The organism is Oceanimonas smirnovii ATCC BAA-899, assembly GCF_000381965.1.
GTDB classification, from domain to species: domain Bacteria; phylum Pseudomonadota; class Gammaproteobacteria; order Enterobacterales; family Aeromonadaceae; genus Oceanimonas; species Oceanimonas smirnovii.
Genome location: NZ_KB908463.1, coordinates 27861 through 45123 on the forward strand (window position 1 = coordinate 27861; position 17263 = coordinate 45123).

18 protein-coding genes are annotated in these 17263 nt (G+C 56.5%); 9 read left to right on the forward strand and 9 right to left on the reverse strand.

All coding sequences use genetic code 11. The features are described 5' to 3' along the window. Positions 1 to 12: 12 nt before the first annotated feature. The 3 genes from deoC to deoD are packed head-to-tail and all read left to right on the forward strand — an operon-like array spanning position 13 to position 2784. A complete protein-coding gene (gene deoC / locus G364_RS0111155) occupies positions 13 to 786 on the forward strand; it encodes a deoxyribose-phosphate aldolase (protein ID WP_019935232.1) in 774 nt (257 codons plus the stop codon). 38 nt (positions 787 to 824) lie between these two features. Further along, positions 825 to 2042 carry a phosphopentomutase gene (locus G364_RS0111160; RefSeq protein WP_019935233.1) on the forward strand — a complete coding sequence of 406 codons (1218 nt, stop codon included), beginning with the start codon at positions 825 to 827 and terminating at the stop codon, positions 2040 to 2042. 28 nt (positions 2043 to 2070) lie between these two features. Next, positions 2071 to 2784: a purine-nucleoside phosphorylase gene (gene deoD, locus G364_RS0111165; RefSeq protein WP_019935234.1), complete on the forward strand. Its 714-nt coding sequence runs from the start codon at positions 2071 to 2073 to the stop codon at positions 2782 to 2784. Here deoD and G364_RS0111170 read toward each other — a convergent pair. Then, complete coding sequence (locus tag G364_RS0111170) at positions 2770 to 3300, reverse strand: hypothetical protein (protein WP_019935235.1); 531 nt, start codon at positions 3298 to 3300, stop codon at positions 2770 to 2772. The two genes, deoD and G364_RS0111170, sit on opposite strands and share 15 nt — an antisense overlap. Before the next feature lie 66 nt (positions 3301 to 3366). Between G364_RS0111170 and serB the strand changes: the two genes are divergently transcribed. Next, positions 3367 to 4365: a phosphoserine phosphatase SerB gene (gene serB, locus G364_RS0111175; RefSeq protein WP_245541418.1), complete on the forward strand. Its 999-nt coding sequence runs from the start codon at positions 3367 to 3369 to the stop codon at positions 4363 to 4365. Here the strand turns inward: serB and G364_RS0111180 are convergent. After that, the gene (locus tag G364_RS0111180; RefSeq protein WP_019935237.1) at positions 4325 to 6604 is read right to left on the reverse strand and encodes a PilZ domain-containing protein; all 2280 of its coding nucleotides are present in this window, start codon (positions 6602 to 6604) and stop codon (positions 4325 to 4327) included. The genes serB and G364_RS0111180 overlap by 41 nt on opposite strands. Before the next feature lie 71 nt (positions 6605 to 6675). On the opposite strand from G364_RS0111180, the gene radA reads away from it, so the two are divergent. Next, positions 6676 to 8046: a DNA repair protein RadA gene (radA, locus tag G364_RS0111185; protein WP_019935238.1), complete on the forward strand. Its 1371-nt coding sequence runs from the start codon at positions 6676 to 6678 to the stop codon at positions 8044 to 8046. Between the two features lie 37 nt (positions 8047 to 8083). On the opposite strand, the gene G364_RS0111190 is transcribed toward radA, so the two are convergent. Both G364_RS0111190 and rsd read right to left on the reverse strand, forming a co-directional pair. Further along, complete coding sequence (locus G364_RS0111190; protein ID WP_019935239.1) at positions 8084 to 8449, reverse strand: PilZ domain-containing protein; 366 nt, start codon at positions 8447 to 8449, stop codon at positions 8084 to 8086. 10 nt (positions 8450 to 8459) lie between these two features. Continuing rightward, positions 8460 to 8942 carry a sigma D regulator gene (rsd, locus tag G364_RS0111195; RefSeq protein WP_019935240.1) on the reverse strand — a complete coding sequence of 161 codons (483 nt, stop codon included), beginning with the start codon at positions 8940 to 8942 and terminating at the stop codon, positions 8460 to 8462. 179 nt (positions 8943 to 9121) lie between these two features. Between rsd and hemE the strand changes: the two genes are divergently transcribed. Next, entirely contained in the window at positions 9122 to 10189 is a 1068-nt protein-coding gene (gene hemE / locus G364_RS0111200) for a uroporphyrinogen decarboxylase (RefSeq protein ID WP_019935241.1), read from the forward strand. 55 nt (positions 10190 to 10244) lie between these two features. Here hemE and mepM read toward each other — a convergent pair whose 3' ends face one another. Both mepM and znuA read right to left on the reverse strand, forming a co-directional pair. Continuing rightward, a complete protein-coding gene (mepM, locus tag G364_RS0111205; RefSeq protein ID WP_019935242.1) occupies positions 10245 to 11588 on the reverse strand; it encodes a murein DD-endopeptidase MepM in 1344 nt (447 codons plus the stop codon). A 182-nt stretch (positions 11589 to 11770) separates the two neighbouring features. After that, a complete protein-coding gene (znuA, locus tag G364_RS0111210) occupies positions 11771 to 12712 on the reverse strand; it encodes a zinc ABC transporter substrate-binding protein ZnuA (protein ID WP_019935243.1) in 942 nt (313 codons plus the stop codon). Positions 12713 to 12798: 86 nt separating this feature from the next. On the opposite strand from znuA, the gene znuC reads away from it, so the two are divergent. Both znuC and znuB read left to right on the forward strand, forming a co-directional pair. Next, on the forward strand, positions 12799 to 13536 hold the full coding sequence (znuC, locus tag G364_RS0111215) for a zinc ABC transporter ATP-binding protein ZnuC (protein ID WP_019935244.1): 738 nt from the start codon (positions 12799 to 12801) through the stop codon (positions 13534 to 13536). Next, positions 13526 to 14314, forward strand: a complete 789-nt coding sequence (gene znuB / locus G364_RS0111220; RefSeq protein WP_019935245.1) for a zinc ABC transporter permease subunit ZnuB — start codon at positions 13526 to 13528, stop codon at positions 14312 to 14314. The genes znuC and znuB overlap by 11 nt, the downstream gene beginning before the upstream one ends. 35 nt (positions 14315 to 14349) lie before the next feature. Here znuB and G364_RS0111225 read toward each other — a convergent pair whose 3' ends face one another. Beyond that, positions 14350 to 14949: a uracil-DNA glycosylase family protein gene (locus G364_RS0111225; RefSeq protein ID WP_019935246.1), complete on the reverse strand. Its 600-nt coding sequence runs from the start codon at positions 14947 to 14949 to the stop codon at positions 14350 to 14352. Then, complete coding sequence (locus tag G364_RS0111230; protein WP_019935247.1) at positions 14949 to 15893, reverse strand: D-2-hydroxyacid dehydrogenase; 945 nt, start codon at positions 15891 to 15893, stop codon at positions 14949 to 14951. Before G364_RS0111230 ends, G364_RS0111225 begins: the two co-directional genes overlap by 1 nt. A 150-nt stretch (positions 15894 to 16043) precedes the next feature. On the opposite strand from G364_RS0111230, the gene G364_RS0111235 reads away from it, so the two are divergent. After that, positions 16044 to 16622: a YjaG family protein gene (locus G364_RS0111235; protein WP_019935248.1), complete on the forward strand. Its 579-nt coding sequence runs from the start codon at positions 16044 to 16046 to the stop codon at positions 16620 to 16622. A 17-nt stretch (positions 16623 to 16639) separates the two neighbouring features. Here the strand turns inward: G364_RS0111235 and G364_RS0111240 are convergent, their stop codons facing one another. Beyond that, on the reverse strand, positions 16640 to 17113 hold the full coding sequence (locus tag G364_RS0111240) for a MarR family winged helix-turn-helix transcriptional regulator (protein ID WP_026344862.1): 474 nt from the start codon (positions 17111 to 17113) through the stop codon (positions 16640 to 16642). Positions 17114 to 17263 lie beyond the last annotated feature (150 nt).

A 17263-nucleotide genomic window follows, 5' to 3' on the forward strand; every position in this document is an offset into this window, starting at 1 on the left:
GGAGATAACCCCATGAGCAAGACAGACTCCGCCACCCGCATCCTGAGCCTGATGGATCTGACCAGTCTTAATGACGACGATACCGATGCGAATATCATTGCACTGTGTCACAGTGCGGTAACCACTGCCGGCAGCCCGGCGGCACTGTGTGTGTATGCGCGGTTTGTGCCTTTGGCCAAAACTACACTGCAAGAGCTGGGAGTGGCGAATCATATCCGCGTGGCCACCGTGACCAACTTTCCTGCGGGTGATAGTGATATTGCCGCTGCTGTGCAGCAAACCCGGACAGCCATCGCAAACGGGGCTGATGAGGTGGATCTGGTGTTTCCCTGGCAGGCGCTGATGGCCGGAGACGAGCACATTGGCCTGGCCATGGTCAAAGCCTGCAAGGCCGTCTGTGGTGACCGGTTGCTCAAAGTGATTATTGAAAGCGGAGCGCTGGCCACGCCGGTCCTTATTCAGCGGGCCAGTGAGCTGGCCATTGACGGCGGGGCCGACTTTATTAAAACCTCCACCGGCAAGGTGGCAGTGAACGCCACTCCTGAAGCGGCAGAAGTGATGCTTAACGTGATTCGCGACAAGGGCGGTCATATCGGCTTCAAGGCTGCTGGCGGAGTGCGCACGCTGGAGCAGGCAGAGGCTTATCTGGCGCTGGCCGCACGGATAATGGGACCGGGCTGGGCCACACCGGCGCGGTTCCGCTTTGGTGCTTCCGGCCTGTTGCGTGACCTGCTTAAGGTGTTGCAGCTACCTGAGCAGCACGCCAATAAAACGGCCGGATATTGATCTGATTGATGCCGCTGGTAAAGGCGGAAGGAGACCCGATGAAACGCGCTATTGTGCTGGTACTGGACTCTTTTGGTATTGGTGCCGCTCCCGATGCCGCCAAGTTTGGCGACGCCGGCGCCGATACCCTGGGGCATATTGCTGCCGCCTGTGCCGAAGGCCGGGCCAATGATGGCCGCAGCGGCCTGCTTCACTTGCCCAATCTGGCCCGGCTGGGGCTGTTTCATGCCCATGCCGGCAGCACGGGAGCAGTGGCTAAAGGGGTGCAGCTGCCCGCCGAAGTGACCGGCAGTTACGGCTATGCCGCCGAGCTGTCGTCGGGCAAGGACACGCCATCGGGCCACTGGGAAATTGCCGGTGTGCCCGTGCTGTTTGACTGGGGCTACTTTACCGACACCGACAACAGCTTTCCCGCATCCTTGGTGAATGGTCTGGTCAGTCAGGCTGATTTACCGGGCATTCTCGGCAATTGCCATGCCTCCGGCACCACCATTCTGGAACAGCTGGGCGAGGAGCATGTGCGCACCGGCAAACCCATCTGCTACACCTCGGCCGATTCGGTATTTCAGATTGCCTGCCACGAGCAGTACTTTGGCCTGGATCGGCTCTATGCCCTGTGCGAGATTGCCCGGAAATTACTGATGCCGTACAACATCGGCCGGGTTATTGCCCGGCCCTTTGTGGGCGAGAGTGCCGTCGATTTTGTGCGCACCGGTAACCGCCGGGATTACAGTATTGAGCCGCCGGCTTCCACAGTGCTGCAGAAGCTGACCGACGAGCTCAACGGCGAGGTGGTGTCCATCGGCAAAATCGCCGACATTTACGCGCACTGCGGCATCACCCGCAAGATCAAGGCCAGCGGCCATGATGCCTTGTTTGACGCCACTCTGAGTGAGCTGAGCCGGGCCGGCCACAATACCCTGATAATGACCAACTTTGTGGAGTTTGACTCAAGCTTCGGCCACAGACGAAACGTGGCGGGATATGCGGCTGCGCTGGAAGCCTTTGATCGTCGTCTGCCCGAGCTTATCGGCCAGCTTGCGCCTGATGATCTGCTGATCCTGACCGCGGATCATGGCTGTGATCCCACCTGGCCCGGCACCGAGCATACACGGGAATATATTCCCGTGCTGGCCACCGGTGCCGGTCTTGAGCCGGGTTCGCTGGGCCAGCGGGATACCTTTGCCGATATCGGGCAGACACTGGCAAATTACTTTGGAACCAGCCCCATGAATTACGGGCGTTCCTTTCTCTGAATTTTTTATTCGTTAACGGGAAGAGACAATGGCGACTCCTCATATCAAGGCTGAGCGTGGCGATTTTGCCGATACTGTGCTGATGCCCGGCGATCCGCTGCGGGCCAAATACATTGCCGATACCTTTCTTGCCAATGTGCGCCAGGTGAATGGAGTGCGCAATATGCTGGGCTTTACCGGCAGCTACAAGGGCAGAAGCGTATCCGTGATGGGTCATGGCATGGGCATTCCTTCCGTGTCCATTTATGCCAAGGAACTAATCACCGAGTTTGATGTAAAAAAACTGATTCGGGTAGGTTCCTGCGGTGCAGTACGGGACGACATCAGGCTGATGGATCTAGTGATTGGCCTGGGAGCCAGTACCGAATCAAAAGTGAACCGCACTCGCTTTATGGATCATGATCTGGCGGCCATAGCCGACTTTGCGCTGACTCAGAATGCAGTGATGGCGGCTAATAACCTTAGGGTGCCGGTCAAGGTGGGTAACCTGTTTTCGGCAGATCTTTTCTATACCCCGCAGAGCGAGCTGTTTGAGCTGCTCAGGCGTTACGGCATAGTGGGTGTCGAAATGGAAGCGGCGGGTCTTTATGGTGTGGCGGCGGAATACGGTGCTCAGGCGCTGACCATCTGTACCGTGTCGGATCATATTCTGCGGGGCGAACAACTCAGCGCTGACCAACGCCAGACCGGTTTTGATCAAATGATGGAAGTCGCGCTGGAGTCGGTGTTACTGGAAGTCTGATGGCCGGCGCAGGCGGAGCAGGGTAAAGACCAGCAGAGCGCCCAGCGCGCTGGTCAGGGGCAGCAGCCAGCTCAGGTGCTGATATATACGCCGCCAGATGGATACCTGCTCATCATTCAGTGCAGCACTGGCCATATTGAGTTGCAGAAAGCCGGCAATGCGCTCCTGCTGGTAAATAGCACGCACATAATCCCGGCTGTTGTTGCTTTTATTGGGGGTGACGGCGGCCAGCAGACGTCCGCCACCGTCGTACAGACGTGCCCCCAGCACAAAAGGCGACTGGCTGAGCTCGGTGACCAGCTGCTGCTGGGCATCGCTGTCTTCGGCGGTCAGTGCCCGCAGTGCCTGAAATTCGGCAAAGTCGGCCAGGGCCGACGCCGAGTTTTGATACGGCAGCCGCTGCCAGCGCTGGCCCAGCTGGTTCAGTGCCAGCCACTGCTGTAGTGCCAGCAGTAGCAGCAGCAAGGCTGCCAGCGGCCCGAGCCAGCGTTTGTAATCTGATGGAAGCTTTCTCATGACCGCCAATATTGTCTCTTGCCTGCTTAAAAAGCAATACGCTACCCTGAGCGCCGGTTTGTCGTCATGAAAGGAAGAAAAGTGGCACTGTTTCTAAATGAGTTGCACGAGCGTGTGGTGCAATGGCAGGGCGTGCTGGCCCAGCAAACATATCTTTGGCAGCAGGGCAAATGGATAGCAGGGCAGTTGCCGGCTACCGGTGGCTGGCTGGTTTTGCTGGCGGAACAGCTGAACAAGCAGGCATTTGTCAGCAGCCTGCAGGTGCTGGATGAAGCCGGTGTAAACGCTGAGCTGTGCAAGGTAGAGACGGTGGCAGCTCGTGAGCTCGCCGTGCTGCGGTTGTCGTCCTGGTCTCCTGCGCTCAAGGCCGCGCTGCAGCAGCAGGCAACCGACTGGGATGTAGCCTGTGTACCTGAGCTGCCGTCAAGTAACCAGCCCGGTCTGGTGCTGATGGATATGGACTCCACCGCCATTCAGATTGAATGTATAGATGAAATTGCCGCGCTGGCAGGGGTGGGTGAAGAAGTAGCCGCTGTGACCCGAGCTGCGATGGAAGGGGCACTGCCGTTTTCTGAAAGCCTGCGCCGGCGGGTGGCGGCACTGGCCGGTGCCGATGCCAGTATTATTGATGCTGTCATTGACCGCATGCCGCTGATGCCGGGACTGACCGAGCTGGTGACCGGTCTTAAGGCCATGGGCTGGAAAGTGGCGATTGCTTCTGGTGGCTTTGTGCCCTTTGCCCGCCATCTGCAGCACCAGCTGGGGCTGGATGCCGTGTTTGCCAATACCCTGGAAATTGTCGACGGCAAGCTGACCGGCAGAGTGCTGGGCGACATAGTGGATGCCGAGGCCAAGGCTCGTATTCTGGAAACGCTGGCTCAGCAGCACGGCATGGCGCTCAGCCAGACAGTGGCCATTGGCGATGGTGCCAATGATCTGCACATGCTGGCTAAAGCCGGTCTGGGCGTGGCCCTGCATGCCAAGCCGCTGGTACAGGAGCAGGCACCTGTATGCCTGAACCAGCTCAGTCTTGAGGGGGTGCTGGGGCTGCTGCGGGCCCGTTAAGCTGTACTCTTGCCCGTGCCAGATCGGTAATGTTGAAGATCTGGCACTGTAACGCCAGCTCCGCCAGATTTTGTTCCAGCAGTTGGGTTTTATAGAGTGATACCTCAGCCAGCTGATTCCATTCCGGTACATTTAACGTCAGCTGACGTAATTGCAACCGGTTCACTGCAGCAAGACACACAGTGACTCTGTCCTGGCCTGCCATCAGTTGCTGCTGCTGCTCTGCGGCCGGGTTAACCTGCAAGAGTGAAGTCTGATCTGCTTTTTCTGTTATCCATAACTCGGTTACCAGATGGCTTTTGCCATCTGGCCGTTGCAATGCACTTGCCATGGATTGCAGCAGCTGACGAGTAATCAGCAATCCCAGCTGCGCCAGCCTTTTATCGTCGGTGAGCATGGTCATCAGCCGCTGCCGCACCGGACTTGCCAGGCTGCCCTGTACGTAAAACCCACCATCGTTGCGGCCAAGTAAAAAGGCCGGTCCGGACAGCTGCTGCAATGCCTGCCGGATCAGCCATCTCATCCAGGCGGGTTGCTGGCTTCCTTCGGCTCTTGCCCGCAGCTTGTCCTGGTTCTGGTTCAGCAGTGCACTGAAAAAACGGCTGCCACCGTGGCCTTTAGCCCCTTGAATAGCATGCAGATGCATCACCTTACCGCCCTGGCTGATATTGACTACCCGGTAGGGTAACTTTTTCAGGTTCCAGTCCGGGCTGAGTTTGTTCAGCTCCGGCAGGCTGATGTGAACAGTGGCCGGCAAGGTCAGCTCAACCGGCTGCGGCAGCATCAGTTTCATGCCTGCGACGGAAATATCTTCACTGGCACCGTGTAATGGCTTGTCGTCCAGCAGTAATTCTACCGGCGTTTCAAAACGAAACCGGGTTTCCTTGCGGGCTGGTGACTGACGCAATAACACGGGGGTTATTTGTTTTGCCGGTGATGTCAGCAGCCAGGGCAGCAGCAAACGGCCATTTGCCGGAAGCAGTGTCCGGGGCTCCGGTGCCGGCAAGGGTGTTAACCATAATTGCCATTTGAGTGGTGAAAGCCGCTCCTTGCCCAGCAGATCCAGGTTTTCGGTGATCTGATCAGTAAACAGTACGGGCCGAATGCTCAGATGATAAAGCTGCAGGGTACCTGCACGTTGGCCTTCGCAGATAAACTGTTGTAGCAACTGCTTTTGCAACAACTGACTTTGCTCGGCAGCAAAATGATAGCTGTCCTTTTTACCCTTCAGTTTAAAACCATACAGGAACACAGGCTCATGCTGGCGCGCTGCCATGGCAAGAATTCGTTCGGGAGGCAGCAAGACCGGCAACAAATCACCTGCCTGCTCGTGACGCCAGTATTCCAGCAGCTTTTTACCGAAGCGGTTGCACAGTATTTCCTGTAATTCGCCCTGCTCATCAAAAAATAATGACTGCCCCAGCCCGGACTCCAGCAGCGTCTGCCCCCAGCACTGTGCCAGCGCTGTACTATACAGATCTTCGGCATTCTGTCCGTAACGTGCCCGGTTTTGTTCGATAAACAATGACAGCGCCTCTTGCCAGGCGGAGTCCGGCTCTATGCGCTGCAGCGCAGCCCGTTCCTGGCGCTGCGTTTTTTCCTGTTCTTTGGCTGAGACAGGCAGCTGTGTCAGCTGAAAGCACTTTGGCTCAGCCAGACAGGCAAATTCCGGCAGCTCGGCAAGCGCAGGAAAAGATACGGATACTTTTTGGGGCAGGATCAATCCGGGGGGCACCGTCAGCATGATGCCACTGACTGAAATATCCAGGGTATTGACCTGAATATGGCCATCTTCAAGATGCAGCTCAGCCGGAGTAACAAACTGCACCCTTGGCTCTTTGCGCCGGGTGCCGAAACCGGGCTGATGCCAGGGAGTAGCATTAAACAACGCCGGTTGTTTGCGCATGGCAGCCAGATCAGCCAACAAGGTTTCGTAGAGGCCCCGGGTATAATCACCGTTATATTGCCCCAGCAGCTGCATAAAACGCTGCTCCAGTTTGGGGGGAAGCATATGGTTAAGGCCACGATGAAATACCTGGCGGCATTGTTCCGGAAACAGCTGCTGTAAATCCAGCACACGCAGACAGGGCGCTTTCAGCCGGTTGATTTCAGCGGCCAGCTGGTAGCGGGTTTGAGCATCAGCATCGGGTAATAAGCCTGCCAGCAGGGTCTCTGTGTCCTGCTGATAACTTAGCGGGATAAGACGGTTTAGCAAGGCTTTATAAGGGCTGAAGTCCATATCAGTACAGGCTTGAGTGAGCGAAAAACTTAAGCCAGTATAACAGCTTGTTAATTAATGAGTGAGGCAGCATGGCCAAGTCTAAAACCGCTTTCGTCTGTGGCGAGTGTGGTGCCGAATTTCCCCGCTGGCAGGGACAGTGCTCTGAATGTAAAGAGTGGAATACCGTCAGCGAAATCCGGCTGGCCCCGGCCACATCTTCTGCAAGCCGCAATTCCCGTTTTTCCGGTTATGCCGGCGTGCAGGAAAGCAAGGTGCAGACCCTGAACGAAATTGCCATGACCGAAATTCCCCGCATTGACAGCGGTTTTCGCGAGCTGGACCGGGTGCTGGGCGGCGGTCTGGTGCCGGGCTCTGCCATTCTGATTGGTGGCAACCCGGGGGCGGGCAAAAGTACCTTGCTGCTGCAGGTAATGTGTGGCCTGGCCGGACGTATGAAAACGCTTTATGTTACCGGCGAGGAGTCATTGCAGCAGGTAGCCATGCGAGCTCAGCGGCTTAATCTGCCCCGGGATCAGCTGCGCATGCTGTCGGAAACCAGTGTGGAGCAAATTTGCCATGTGGCCCGGGAAGAAAAGCCGGCGGTCATGGTGATCGACTCGATTCAGGTGATGCATGTGGCGGATGTGCAGTCGGCACCGGGCTCGGTCAGTCAGGTGCGGGAAGCGGCCGCTCAGCTGACCCGTTTTGCCAAGCAGCAGGGGGTGGTGATCCTGATGGTGGGGCATGTGACCAAAGACGGCACTCTCGCCGGCCCCAAGGTGCTGGAACATTGCATTGACTGCTCGGTACTGCTCGATGGTGCTGCCGACAGCCGCTTTCGTACCCTGCGCAGCCACAAAAACCGCTTTGGCGCGGTCAACGAGCTGGGGGTGTTCGCCATGACCGAAACCGGCATGAAAGAAGTGAGCAATCCTTCTGCCATTTTCCTCAGCCGGGGCGAGGAAAACGTTAATGGCTCTGTGGTGATGGTGATCTGGGAAGGTACCCGTCCCCTGCTGGTAGAGCTGCAGGCGCTGGTGGACTATTCCCAGCTGGCCAATCCGCGCCGGGTAACCGTGGGCCTGGAGCATAACCGGCTGGCCCTGTTGCTGGCGGTGCTGCACCGTCATGGCGGTATGCAGATGGCGGATCAGGATGTGTTTGTTAATGTGGTGGGTGGCGTGCGGGTAGAAGACACCAGTGCAGATCTGGCATTGTTGCTGGCGCTGGTATCAAGCTTTCGTGACAAGGCGTTACCTAAAGAGCTGGTAGTGTTTGGCGAAGTAGGGCTGTCAGGAGAAATTCGTCCTGTGCCATCGGGGCAGGAGCGGCTGATGGAAGCTGCCAAGCACGGCTTTACCCGCGCCATTGTACCTTGGGCCAACCGGCCCAAACAGGCTCCGGAAGGTATGGAAGTGATCGCCGTTAAAAAACTGGAAGAGGCGCTGGAAGCACTGTAATTGCCGGGGCTGCGCGCCGGCGTCAGGCCGGCGTGCCTTATTGGTCTTCTGCCAGCAACTGTTCAAACTGGCGGTGCAGTAACTGCTCGTTGCCCAGATTGAGCTCTACCAGCCGGCGCAAGCGAGTGGCACTGTCCAGATCCAGTTGTTTACATTCCAGTCCCAGCAGATGATTTTCATGATGACGCTGGTATCCGTGCATGGTGATCTGGCTGCCATCATCGAGCATAAGCTGCAGGATCAGTTCACCGCCGTCGTTGATTTGCCATGGCGTGTTCAGCGTCAGCAGGGCACCGTGCAGGGAAATGTCCTTTACCTGTGCTGTAAAGGGATGGCCGTCGGCGTCGATCAGCAGGGCACTGGCGTTAAACTCAATGCGGCTGAAGGCTCTGCGTTCACTCATAACGGCTCCTTCAGGCCGGTTCACCGGAAGCGGGTTCGCTGGTATCCAGGTGATCGGCAAGACGAATGGCCGTAACAAGGCGATCTTCCAGAGAGAAACGCTCTTCCAGTACCTCACCAAGCCGGTTTAAATCCTGATCAAGCTCCATCATGACCTCGTCATCGGCCTCGTGGTACTTGTCATGAAAGTTGAGTGCTTCATCTGTATTACGTTTAATACGCGGATAAATGCGCTCTGCCAGCACACGGGCGTTACCCGTTGAAGCTTCATAGGCGGCAAGCACGTGGTCATAGACTTCAAAATGACCGGCAGACACATAATCTACCAGCTGACCACAGAACTCATGCAGCTCTTCATTGGCGGGCAGTGTTTTCTTGTTGGTAGACAGGCGAATATATTCAACGAGTAATTGCTGACGTGCATTCAGAAAGGTGTCCAGTGCCTTGTGTATTCCGCCAAGCCTGGCTTTGGTTTGTTCCAGTTTCCCGAGCATGGTTCCCTCCGTGGGCTGCCTGATGGGCTCAGCTTCTATAACTAATGAAAAGTGATGCCGGGGTCAATAGCCAGTGGTGAATTTGTAACCGGAGCGGGAGCCAGAGCCGGCTTTTTCGCGTTCCTGTGCTGTAATGGTACAATGCGGCCAAATTTTGTCACCCGATGCGGAAACACGGAATGAAACCACTCAAGAATGATACTTATCTGCGTGCGCTGATGCGTCAGCCGACCGATTACACTCCGGTATGGATGATGCGTCAGGCCGGTCGTTATCTGCCCGAATACAAGGCAACCCGGGCCGAAGCCGGCGATTTTATGTCTTTGTGCCGTAATGCCGAGCTGGCCTGTGAAGTGACTTTGCAGCCGCTGCGTCGTTTTCCGCTGGATGCGGCCATTCTGTTTTCCGACATTCTGACCATTCCCGATGCCATGGGGCTGGGCCTGTACTTTGAAACCGGTGAAGGTCCGCGTTTTGAGCGTCCGGTTACCTGTGCTGCTGACGTCAAGCGCATCGGTATTCCCGATCCGGAAGGCGAGCTGGGCTATGTGATGAACGCAGTGCGCACCATTCGCCGCGAGCTGCAGGGTGAAGTGCCGCTTATCGGTTTTTCCGGCAGCCCCTGGACCCTGGCCACCTACATGGTGGAAGGCGGCAGCTCCAAGGCCTTTACCAAAATCAAGAAGATGATGTATGCCGATCCGCAGACGTTGCACCTGCTGCTCGACAAGCTGGCTGACAGCGTCATCAGCTACCTCAATGCTCAGGTGGCGGCAGGGGCCCAGTCACTGATGATCTTTGACACCTGGGGTGGCGTGCTCACGCCGCGGGACTACAACGACTTCTCGCTGCAGTATATGGCCAAAATAGTCGATGGTCTGACCCGTGAAACCGATGGCCGCCGGGTGCCGGTGACACTGTTCACCAAAAATGGTGGTCAGTGGCTGGAAGCCATTGCCGCCACCGGCTGTGACGCCGTGGGTCTGGACTGGACCATTAATATTGCCGATGCCAAACGCCGGGTGGGCGATAAGGTGGCGCTGCAGGGCAATATGGATCCGTCCATGCTGTATGCTTCCCCTGAGCGCATCGAGCAGGAAGTGGCCACCATTCTGGACGGCTTTGGCCATGGCCCCGGCCATGTGTTTAATCTGGGCCACGGCATTCATCTGGATGTGCCACCGGAGCACGCCGGTGCCTTTATTGAGTCTGTCCATCGTCTGTCTCGCCCTTATCACGCCGGGTAAGCCAGGGCACAGATATAAAAAAAGCGCCGAAAGGCGCTTTTTTTATGCTGGTATATTAACTGGCACCAAGCTGTTGCTTGAACTGTTTGACCCGGGTCAGGAAGGCTTGTTTTTCCTTACCGGTCAGGCCTTCGGCCATGGGCAGTTTAACCTGCATGGGGTCGACGGCTCTGTTGTTGACCAGAAACTCGTAATGCAGGTGCGGACCGGTAGAGCGACCGGTGTTGCCCGACAGTGCAATGCGTTCACCGCGGCGTACCTTGTCACCGGGTTTAACCAGGAATTTGCTCAGGTGCAGAAAACGGGTGGTATATTTACGGCCGTGACGGATCACCAGATAGTTGCCTGCCAGCCGGTGGCGAACGGCTTTAACCACAACACCGTCACTGGGTGCCAGCACCGGTGTGCCGGTAGGAACGGCAAAGTCAGTGCCCTTGTGCGGCCGAACCCGACCGGTAACAGGATGCTTGCGATGCAGGTTAAAATTGGAGCTGATGCGGGAGCTGTGCTTAAGCGGTATACGTAAAAAACCACGCTCCATGCTGTTGCCTTCGGCATCATAGAAATTGCCGTCTTCATGGCGGAACACCTGATAAGTGCGACCGCCATTAACAATTTCAACAGCCTGAAGTTCAGATTTGCCGGTGCTCTCGCCTTCTACAAATTCACGCTTGACCACCACTCTGAAGGTATCGCCCTGGCGCAGGTCACGGGCAAAATTCAGCTGCCACTGAAACAGGTTGGCCACTTTCTGGATTTGACCGGCAGACAGGCCGGCACTGCGGGCACTGAGATAAAAGCTGCCATTGATGGTGCCCTTGAGGCTGCGGCTTTCCCAGTGGCTTTCCTCGGTTTTCAGCCGGCTTTCATAGCCATCGCCACTACGGCTGAAAATGCGGGTATGTATAATATCCCGCTGCAGTTTGAACTCCTGCAGCAGGTTGTCCTGGTCAATCAGCAGATACAGGGTCTGGCCCGGACGCAGACCGTCGAGTGCTCTGTTTTCATCGGCATCCAGCAGCTTGTACATAGTGGCCAGAGGCAGACCAAGACCGTTAAAAATGGTGCTCAGAGTATCACCGTTCTGCACAACATATTCCTGCCATTCGGGTTCCTGGGCAGCAATTTCATCCAGCGCATCCACCGGCTCAACCGCGCCGATATCATCATTGGGTAGTGCATAAAACTCGGTACTGTCAACCCGCTCTTGCTGAGGAACATGCAAAGCAGCCGGAATACTGATCCGTACCGGCTTGTTCATCAGCTCGCCGGGTGTAGGTATCAGAGCGGCAGTAGAAAGGGTCAGACCACTAAGCAGAACAATGCCATACAGGTGACGCTTGGGCAGGGGAGAGGGCATGTCCTGCAGTCTGCTTTGTATCGGGCGGAAAAACTTCATCCGGGTTACCTGTGCCTGTGAAAACTACACGATGCAAGCGTGTTGTTATGACTTTCTAATACAAAAAGCGATAAAAACACCATTTTTAATTACAAAATGGCCCGTTACATGACGGGCCACCAAGGTTAGTGCATCACTTGATATGAAAGTTCGGCATTATACAAAAAATAGTGTCCGAGTGTTTATCTTTCATTCAATAAACAAGCGGCCATATCGTCCGCGAGCTTTAACATAAAGTGGAAATAGCCGTCTGAATCTGGCTTAACCGCCGTGGCCAGAGGATCCAGTTCAGCCACCCTGGCCTGGGTTCCTCGTACGACTGCATTGACTACCGCTGGCCGGAACTGAGGCTCGGCAAACACGCACTCGGCGTTCGCCTGCTTCAACGCCTCATGAATGCTGGCCACGGTTTTGGCACCGGGAGCCCGCTCCGGGCTAATGGTAAAATGCCCGAGAGAAGGAATGTGGTAGTGCTGTTCCCAATAGCCATAGGCATCATGGAATACAAAGTATCCTTTGTCTCTGGCCGGTGCCAGGCGTGCCGACACCTGTTCGTCAGCCGCCGCCAACTTTGCCTCAAAGCGCATCAGGTTTTGTTGATATCGATCAAGGTTGGTGTGATCCAGCTCACCCAGGCGAGTTGTGAGCATTCGAGCAATCTGCAGCGCATTGTGCGGATCCAGCCAGATATGAGGATCCCGGTCGCCATGATGATGATCATGGTGATCTTCCTGCTGAGTGATCACGATTTTCCCGTTATCATGGTGCTTGTCTTCATCATGATGATGCTCGTCATGAGGTTCATGTTCATCATGGTGATCATGAGGTGACAATCTGTTCATTAATGCCAGGCTGCCCGAATGATCTTTCAGCAAAGGCTCAAGAAACTGTTCCAGCTCCGGGCCCACCCAAATGACCAGATCAGCGTCATTGATACGGTGCAGATCAGAAGGCTTAAGGGCATAGTCGTGCGGTGAAGTACCCGGCTTTAACAGCAGGGCGGCAGGCTCGCCGCCGTCGGTAATGGCATTGGCAATCAATTGCAGGGGTTTGACCGTGGTCAGCACGTTCACGGCATTGGCCTGGCCGGCAAAGAACAGACCGAGAAAAAACAGGGCTCTCATGGCGGGTACACTCTGGATGATGAATGGAGTTTATCTGAATCGAAATGTTATAATATTACAAATGCTGAAGTAAAGGCGTATCGCCAATGACCAAACTGGTAGAGCTGACCAACGTCGGCCTGGAGGCTGACGGTAACGTCATTCTCGATAGTATTTCTCTTAGTCTGCACAGGGGCGAGATCCTGACCGTGGTCGGCCCCAACGGTGCAGGTAAAAGTTCATTGATCAAACTGGTGCTGGACTTGCGCAAGGCAACTCAGGGCCGGCTGTGGCGCAAGTCCGGTCTGCGGGTAGGGTATGTGCCGCAGAAACTGCATCTTGATCCTGTGCTGCCGCTCACGGTGGCGCGTTTTCTGAGTTTGTCCTGCGGCCGCCGGCTGACAGTGGCACAGGCGCTGGCCCGGGTAGGTGCTGAGCGGCTGGCCGAGCGGGCCATGCAGGCACTGTCCGGCGGCGAAATGCAGCGTATTCTGCTGGCCCGGGCGCTGATGATGGCACCCGAGTTGCTGATCCTCGATGAACCCGCTCAGGGGGTGGATGTGCACGGCCAGACCGAGCTGTATGCGCTGATCCAGCAGCTGGCCGGTGAGCTGCAATGCGGTGTCCTGATGGTGTCTCATGATCTGCATCTGGTGATGGCCAGTACCCACAGAGTGATTTGTCTCAACCGTCATGTCTGCTGCCACGGCGAGCCCGAACAGGTAGCCCGTCATCCTGAATTTGCCCGTTTGTTCGGCCGGCCTGAGCTGGCACAGCTGGCGGTGTATACCCATCATCACGACTGTGACGACGAACACCACGGAGATGTGCGCCATGTGGGATAGTTTTTTGCTTTACGCCTTGCTGGCGGGCCTGGGTATCGCCTTGCTGGCCGGGCCATTAGGCAGTTTTGTGGTGTGGCGGCGCATGGCCTACTTCGGCGATACCCTGGCTCACTCCTCCCTGCTGGGTGTGGCCATGGGCCTGCTGCTGCAGATTAACCTGACTCTGGCGGTGCTGGTAGCCTGTGTGCTGCTGGGTCTGTTGCTGGCCGGACTGCAGCGTAGCAGCCGGCTGGGCACGGATACTCTGCTCGGCATTCTGGCCCACACTTCCTTGTCTCTGGGGCTGGTGGCTCTGGCCTTTATGGATAATATCCGGGTCGATCTGATGGCCTATCTGTTCGGGGACCTGCTGGCCATTCAGACCTCCGATCTGCTCTGGATTTATGGCGGTGGTGCCCTGTTGCTGCTGGTGCTGCGCAAGTTCTGGAGCCCGCTGTTGTCCATTACTGTCAGCGAAGAGCTGGCCCGGGTGGAAGGTCTCAAGGTAGAGCGGCTTAAACTGCTGCTGCTGCTGATGATAAGCGTCTTGATTGCGGTGGCGATGAAGTTTGTGGGGGCGCTGATTATTACTTCACTGCTGATTATTCCTGCCGCCACCGCCCGGCGCTTCAGCCGCACGCCTGAACAAATGGCCGCGCTGGCCTCGGGTATCGGCGTGCTGGCGGTGCTCGGCGGCCTGCAGTTGTCGGTAAGCTACGACACCCCCACAGGCCCGTCCGTGGTGGTGGCCGCCGCCACCCTGTTTCTGCTGTCTCAGATTGTACCCAAACGCGGCTGATGAAAAACTCATCCCAACCTGCTTTTCTGGACGACTTACAGCTGACCGCTTCCAGCTTCAGGCTTGGTGTCAAGAACCTCATGCACCCGCGCTCTTAGAGCGGGTAGCTCTTCCTGCTCGAACCAAGGGTTTTGCGTCAGCCAGCGGCGGTTACGCGGGGAAGGGTGGGGCAGGGGCAGGCGGTCCGGAGCGAATTCGCGCCAGTGACGCACTGTGTCGGTAAGGGTGGCATAGCGCTTGCCCAGATAATAACGCTGAGCATACAAACCAATAAACAGCGTCAGCTGCACATTGGGCAGGGCGGCCAGAATGCGTTTGTGCCAGGCGGGTGCGCATTCGGGCCGGGGCGGCAGATCGCCGCTGTTGCCCCGGCCCGGATAACAAAACCCCATGGGCATAATGGCAATCTGCTCAGGATCGTAAAACTGCTCGCGGCTTACCTGCAGCCAGCGGCGCAGAGTATCGCCGCTGGGGTCGTTCCAGGGAATGCCGGTTTGATGCACTTTTGTGCCCGGGGCCTGGCCGATGATCAGAATACGCGCTCCCGTGCCCAGCTGCACCACAGGGCGCGGCCCCAGAGGCAGATGAGCTTCACACAGCCGGCAGGCGCGTATCTCGGCAAGCAGCGTTTGCATCAATAACCCAGATCGAAGTTCACCACGCCTTCCATGGTTTTGCCTTCAATAAACTTCAGATAGTTGCGGCTGAACCGGGTCACGATTTGATCCGGAAAGCTGTAGCCCGAGTTATGGGGTGTGATCACTACATTGGGCATGTCCCACAGCGGGCTGTCTTGCGGCAGTGGTTCGGTGGCAAACACATCCAGCACGGCGGCACCAATACGGCCGGTGCGCAGGGCATGCAGCAGGGCGGTTTCGTCCACCGCATCCCCCCGGCCCACGTTACAGAAAATCACCCCAGGCTTGATGTGATTCAGCCGGTCTTCATCAAACAGCTTGCGGGTCTGGGGAGTAGACGGCAGCACGCTGACCACCACATCGGCCTGGGGCAGCACCTTGTTCAGCGCTGGCGGCTGAAAGGTACGGTCAAAGTTGGGCGCTTCGCGGCCGGTGCGGCTCATGCCCAGCACCTTCATGCCAAAATGACGGGCGGTACCGGCCACATGCTGGCCAATGCTGCCGGTGCCCAGGATCAGCATGGTTTTTCCCGCCAGGCTCTGGTATGCGATAGGCTGCCAGTTATGATGACGTTGCTGCTCCCGGTAATGACGCAGATGGCGGGTTAGCGACAGCAGATGAGCAAAGATATATTCACTCACCAGCGGGCCAAAAATACCACGCACGTTGGTCAGCTGATAGTCCTGGCGAAGGCCCGGGCCCAGCAACACATCCACGCCGGCATAAGTAGACTGCACCCATTTGACCTGTCTGGCTTCCTTCAGCCAGGGCTTAATGCGGGCAGGCTCGCCCAGCAGAATGTCAGCCCGTTCCAGACCGGCACGAATTTCGTTTTCATTGCCGGGCATCAGCACCGTCAGACCCGGCAGATAGGCCTTACTCAGCAAATCCTGATAGTGATGATTGTCCTGGCTGAGCAGCAGCAGGGTATGATTGGCCATACCTTTCTCCTTGAAATGGGGTGTTCGCCGGTTTTTATGAGACAATGACACAGGCAAAATCTTATACCAGTGTTTGCGCCGTAAATTGTGAGCCTGAAGGCAAACGGTTTTTAAGTAAACGGCAGCAAACCCAACTACAAGGAATTTCGCGTGTTCGGCGATAAATTTTATAAAAAGCTCAACAAACTGACGCCCTGGCAGCAAACCGTGTTTGCGCTGGCGCTGGCTGAGCGCATGTATCCTAATTACCGGCTGTTTGCCGAGACCGCTGGTTTTGGCGACGGTAACCGTTTTCGTCACTGTCTGGATGTACTCTGGACCTATCTGACAGTCAAGGGCTCCCGGGTGGATTTATCTGCTGAGCTGGAAGCATTTGAGAATATTATTCCGGATCCGAACAAATTTGAATCCTATGGTGCCTGGCCGGCACTGGATGCCTGTGTGGCGCTGGGAACGGCCTACAACTCGGTGATTTGCCGCATCGGCGAAGAAGCGGTGGAAGCAAGTAACGCGTCTCTGGGCACGGTCGCCGGTTTTGCCGAGCTGATGGCGGAGCGGGAGCTGGAAGAGCATGAACTCTACGAGCATGAGCTGATGGAAGCCGAGATGGAATTTCAGGTAGAGTTGCTTGAGCGGGTGGCTCAGCCTAGGGATGCCGATACCATTCTGGCAGTGCGGGACTTTGCCGCACAGGGCGGTGTGTCCAATATTGGTATCGGTCTGGAGTAAATAAGGTGGCTGCGCGGTTATTCGCGCAGCAGGCTGCCCACCTGCAGCATGGGGGCCACGTCCAGATCGTGGGCGTTCATCATGGAAGAGATACGCTGCAGCGACGACAACAGCAGGTTTTGCTCCCACTCATCCAGCGACTGAAAGCGCTGTATAAAGCTTTCCTGCAGCGGCCGCGGTGCGGTTTTCAGCTTTTCCACGCCGTCTTCGGTGAGCACAGCGTGCACCTTGCGTTTATCGGTCTGGCTGCGCTCACGGCGAACCAGATTTTTCTGCTCCAGCCGGTCAATAATGGTAGTGGCGGTGGCCTGACTCATATTGGTGGCCTGGGCCAGTTTACGCATGGTGATATCACCATGTTCGCTGATGGACTGCATCAGCAGCAACTGAGGGCCGGTAAGACCGGACGCCTTGCTGAGCTGGCGTGAATGCAGATCGATGGCGCGAATGATCTGGCGCAGGGCCACCAGTACCTCTTCATGTTTTTCCACAATCAACCTGTTATCTCTGGAATTAAAGGCGGGCTTGCCGAAATTGCGCGCACCATAGCGCAAAACCGGTAAAGTGAAAAGATCCGCCTTGTGGATTACAGATCTCTGACGTGACTCATGATTAATTGTATGTACAATTGAGTTTCACCA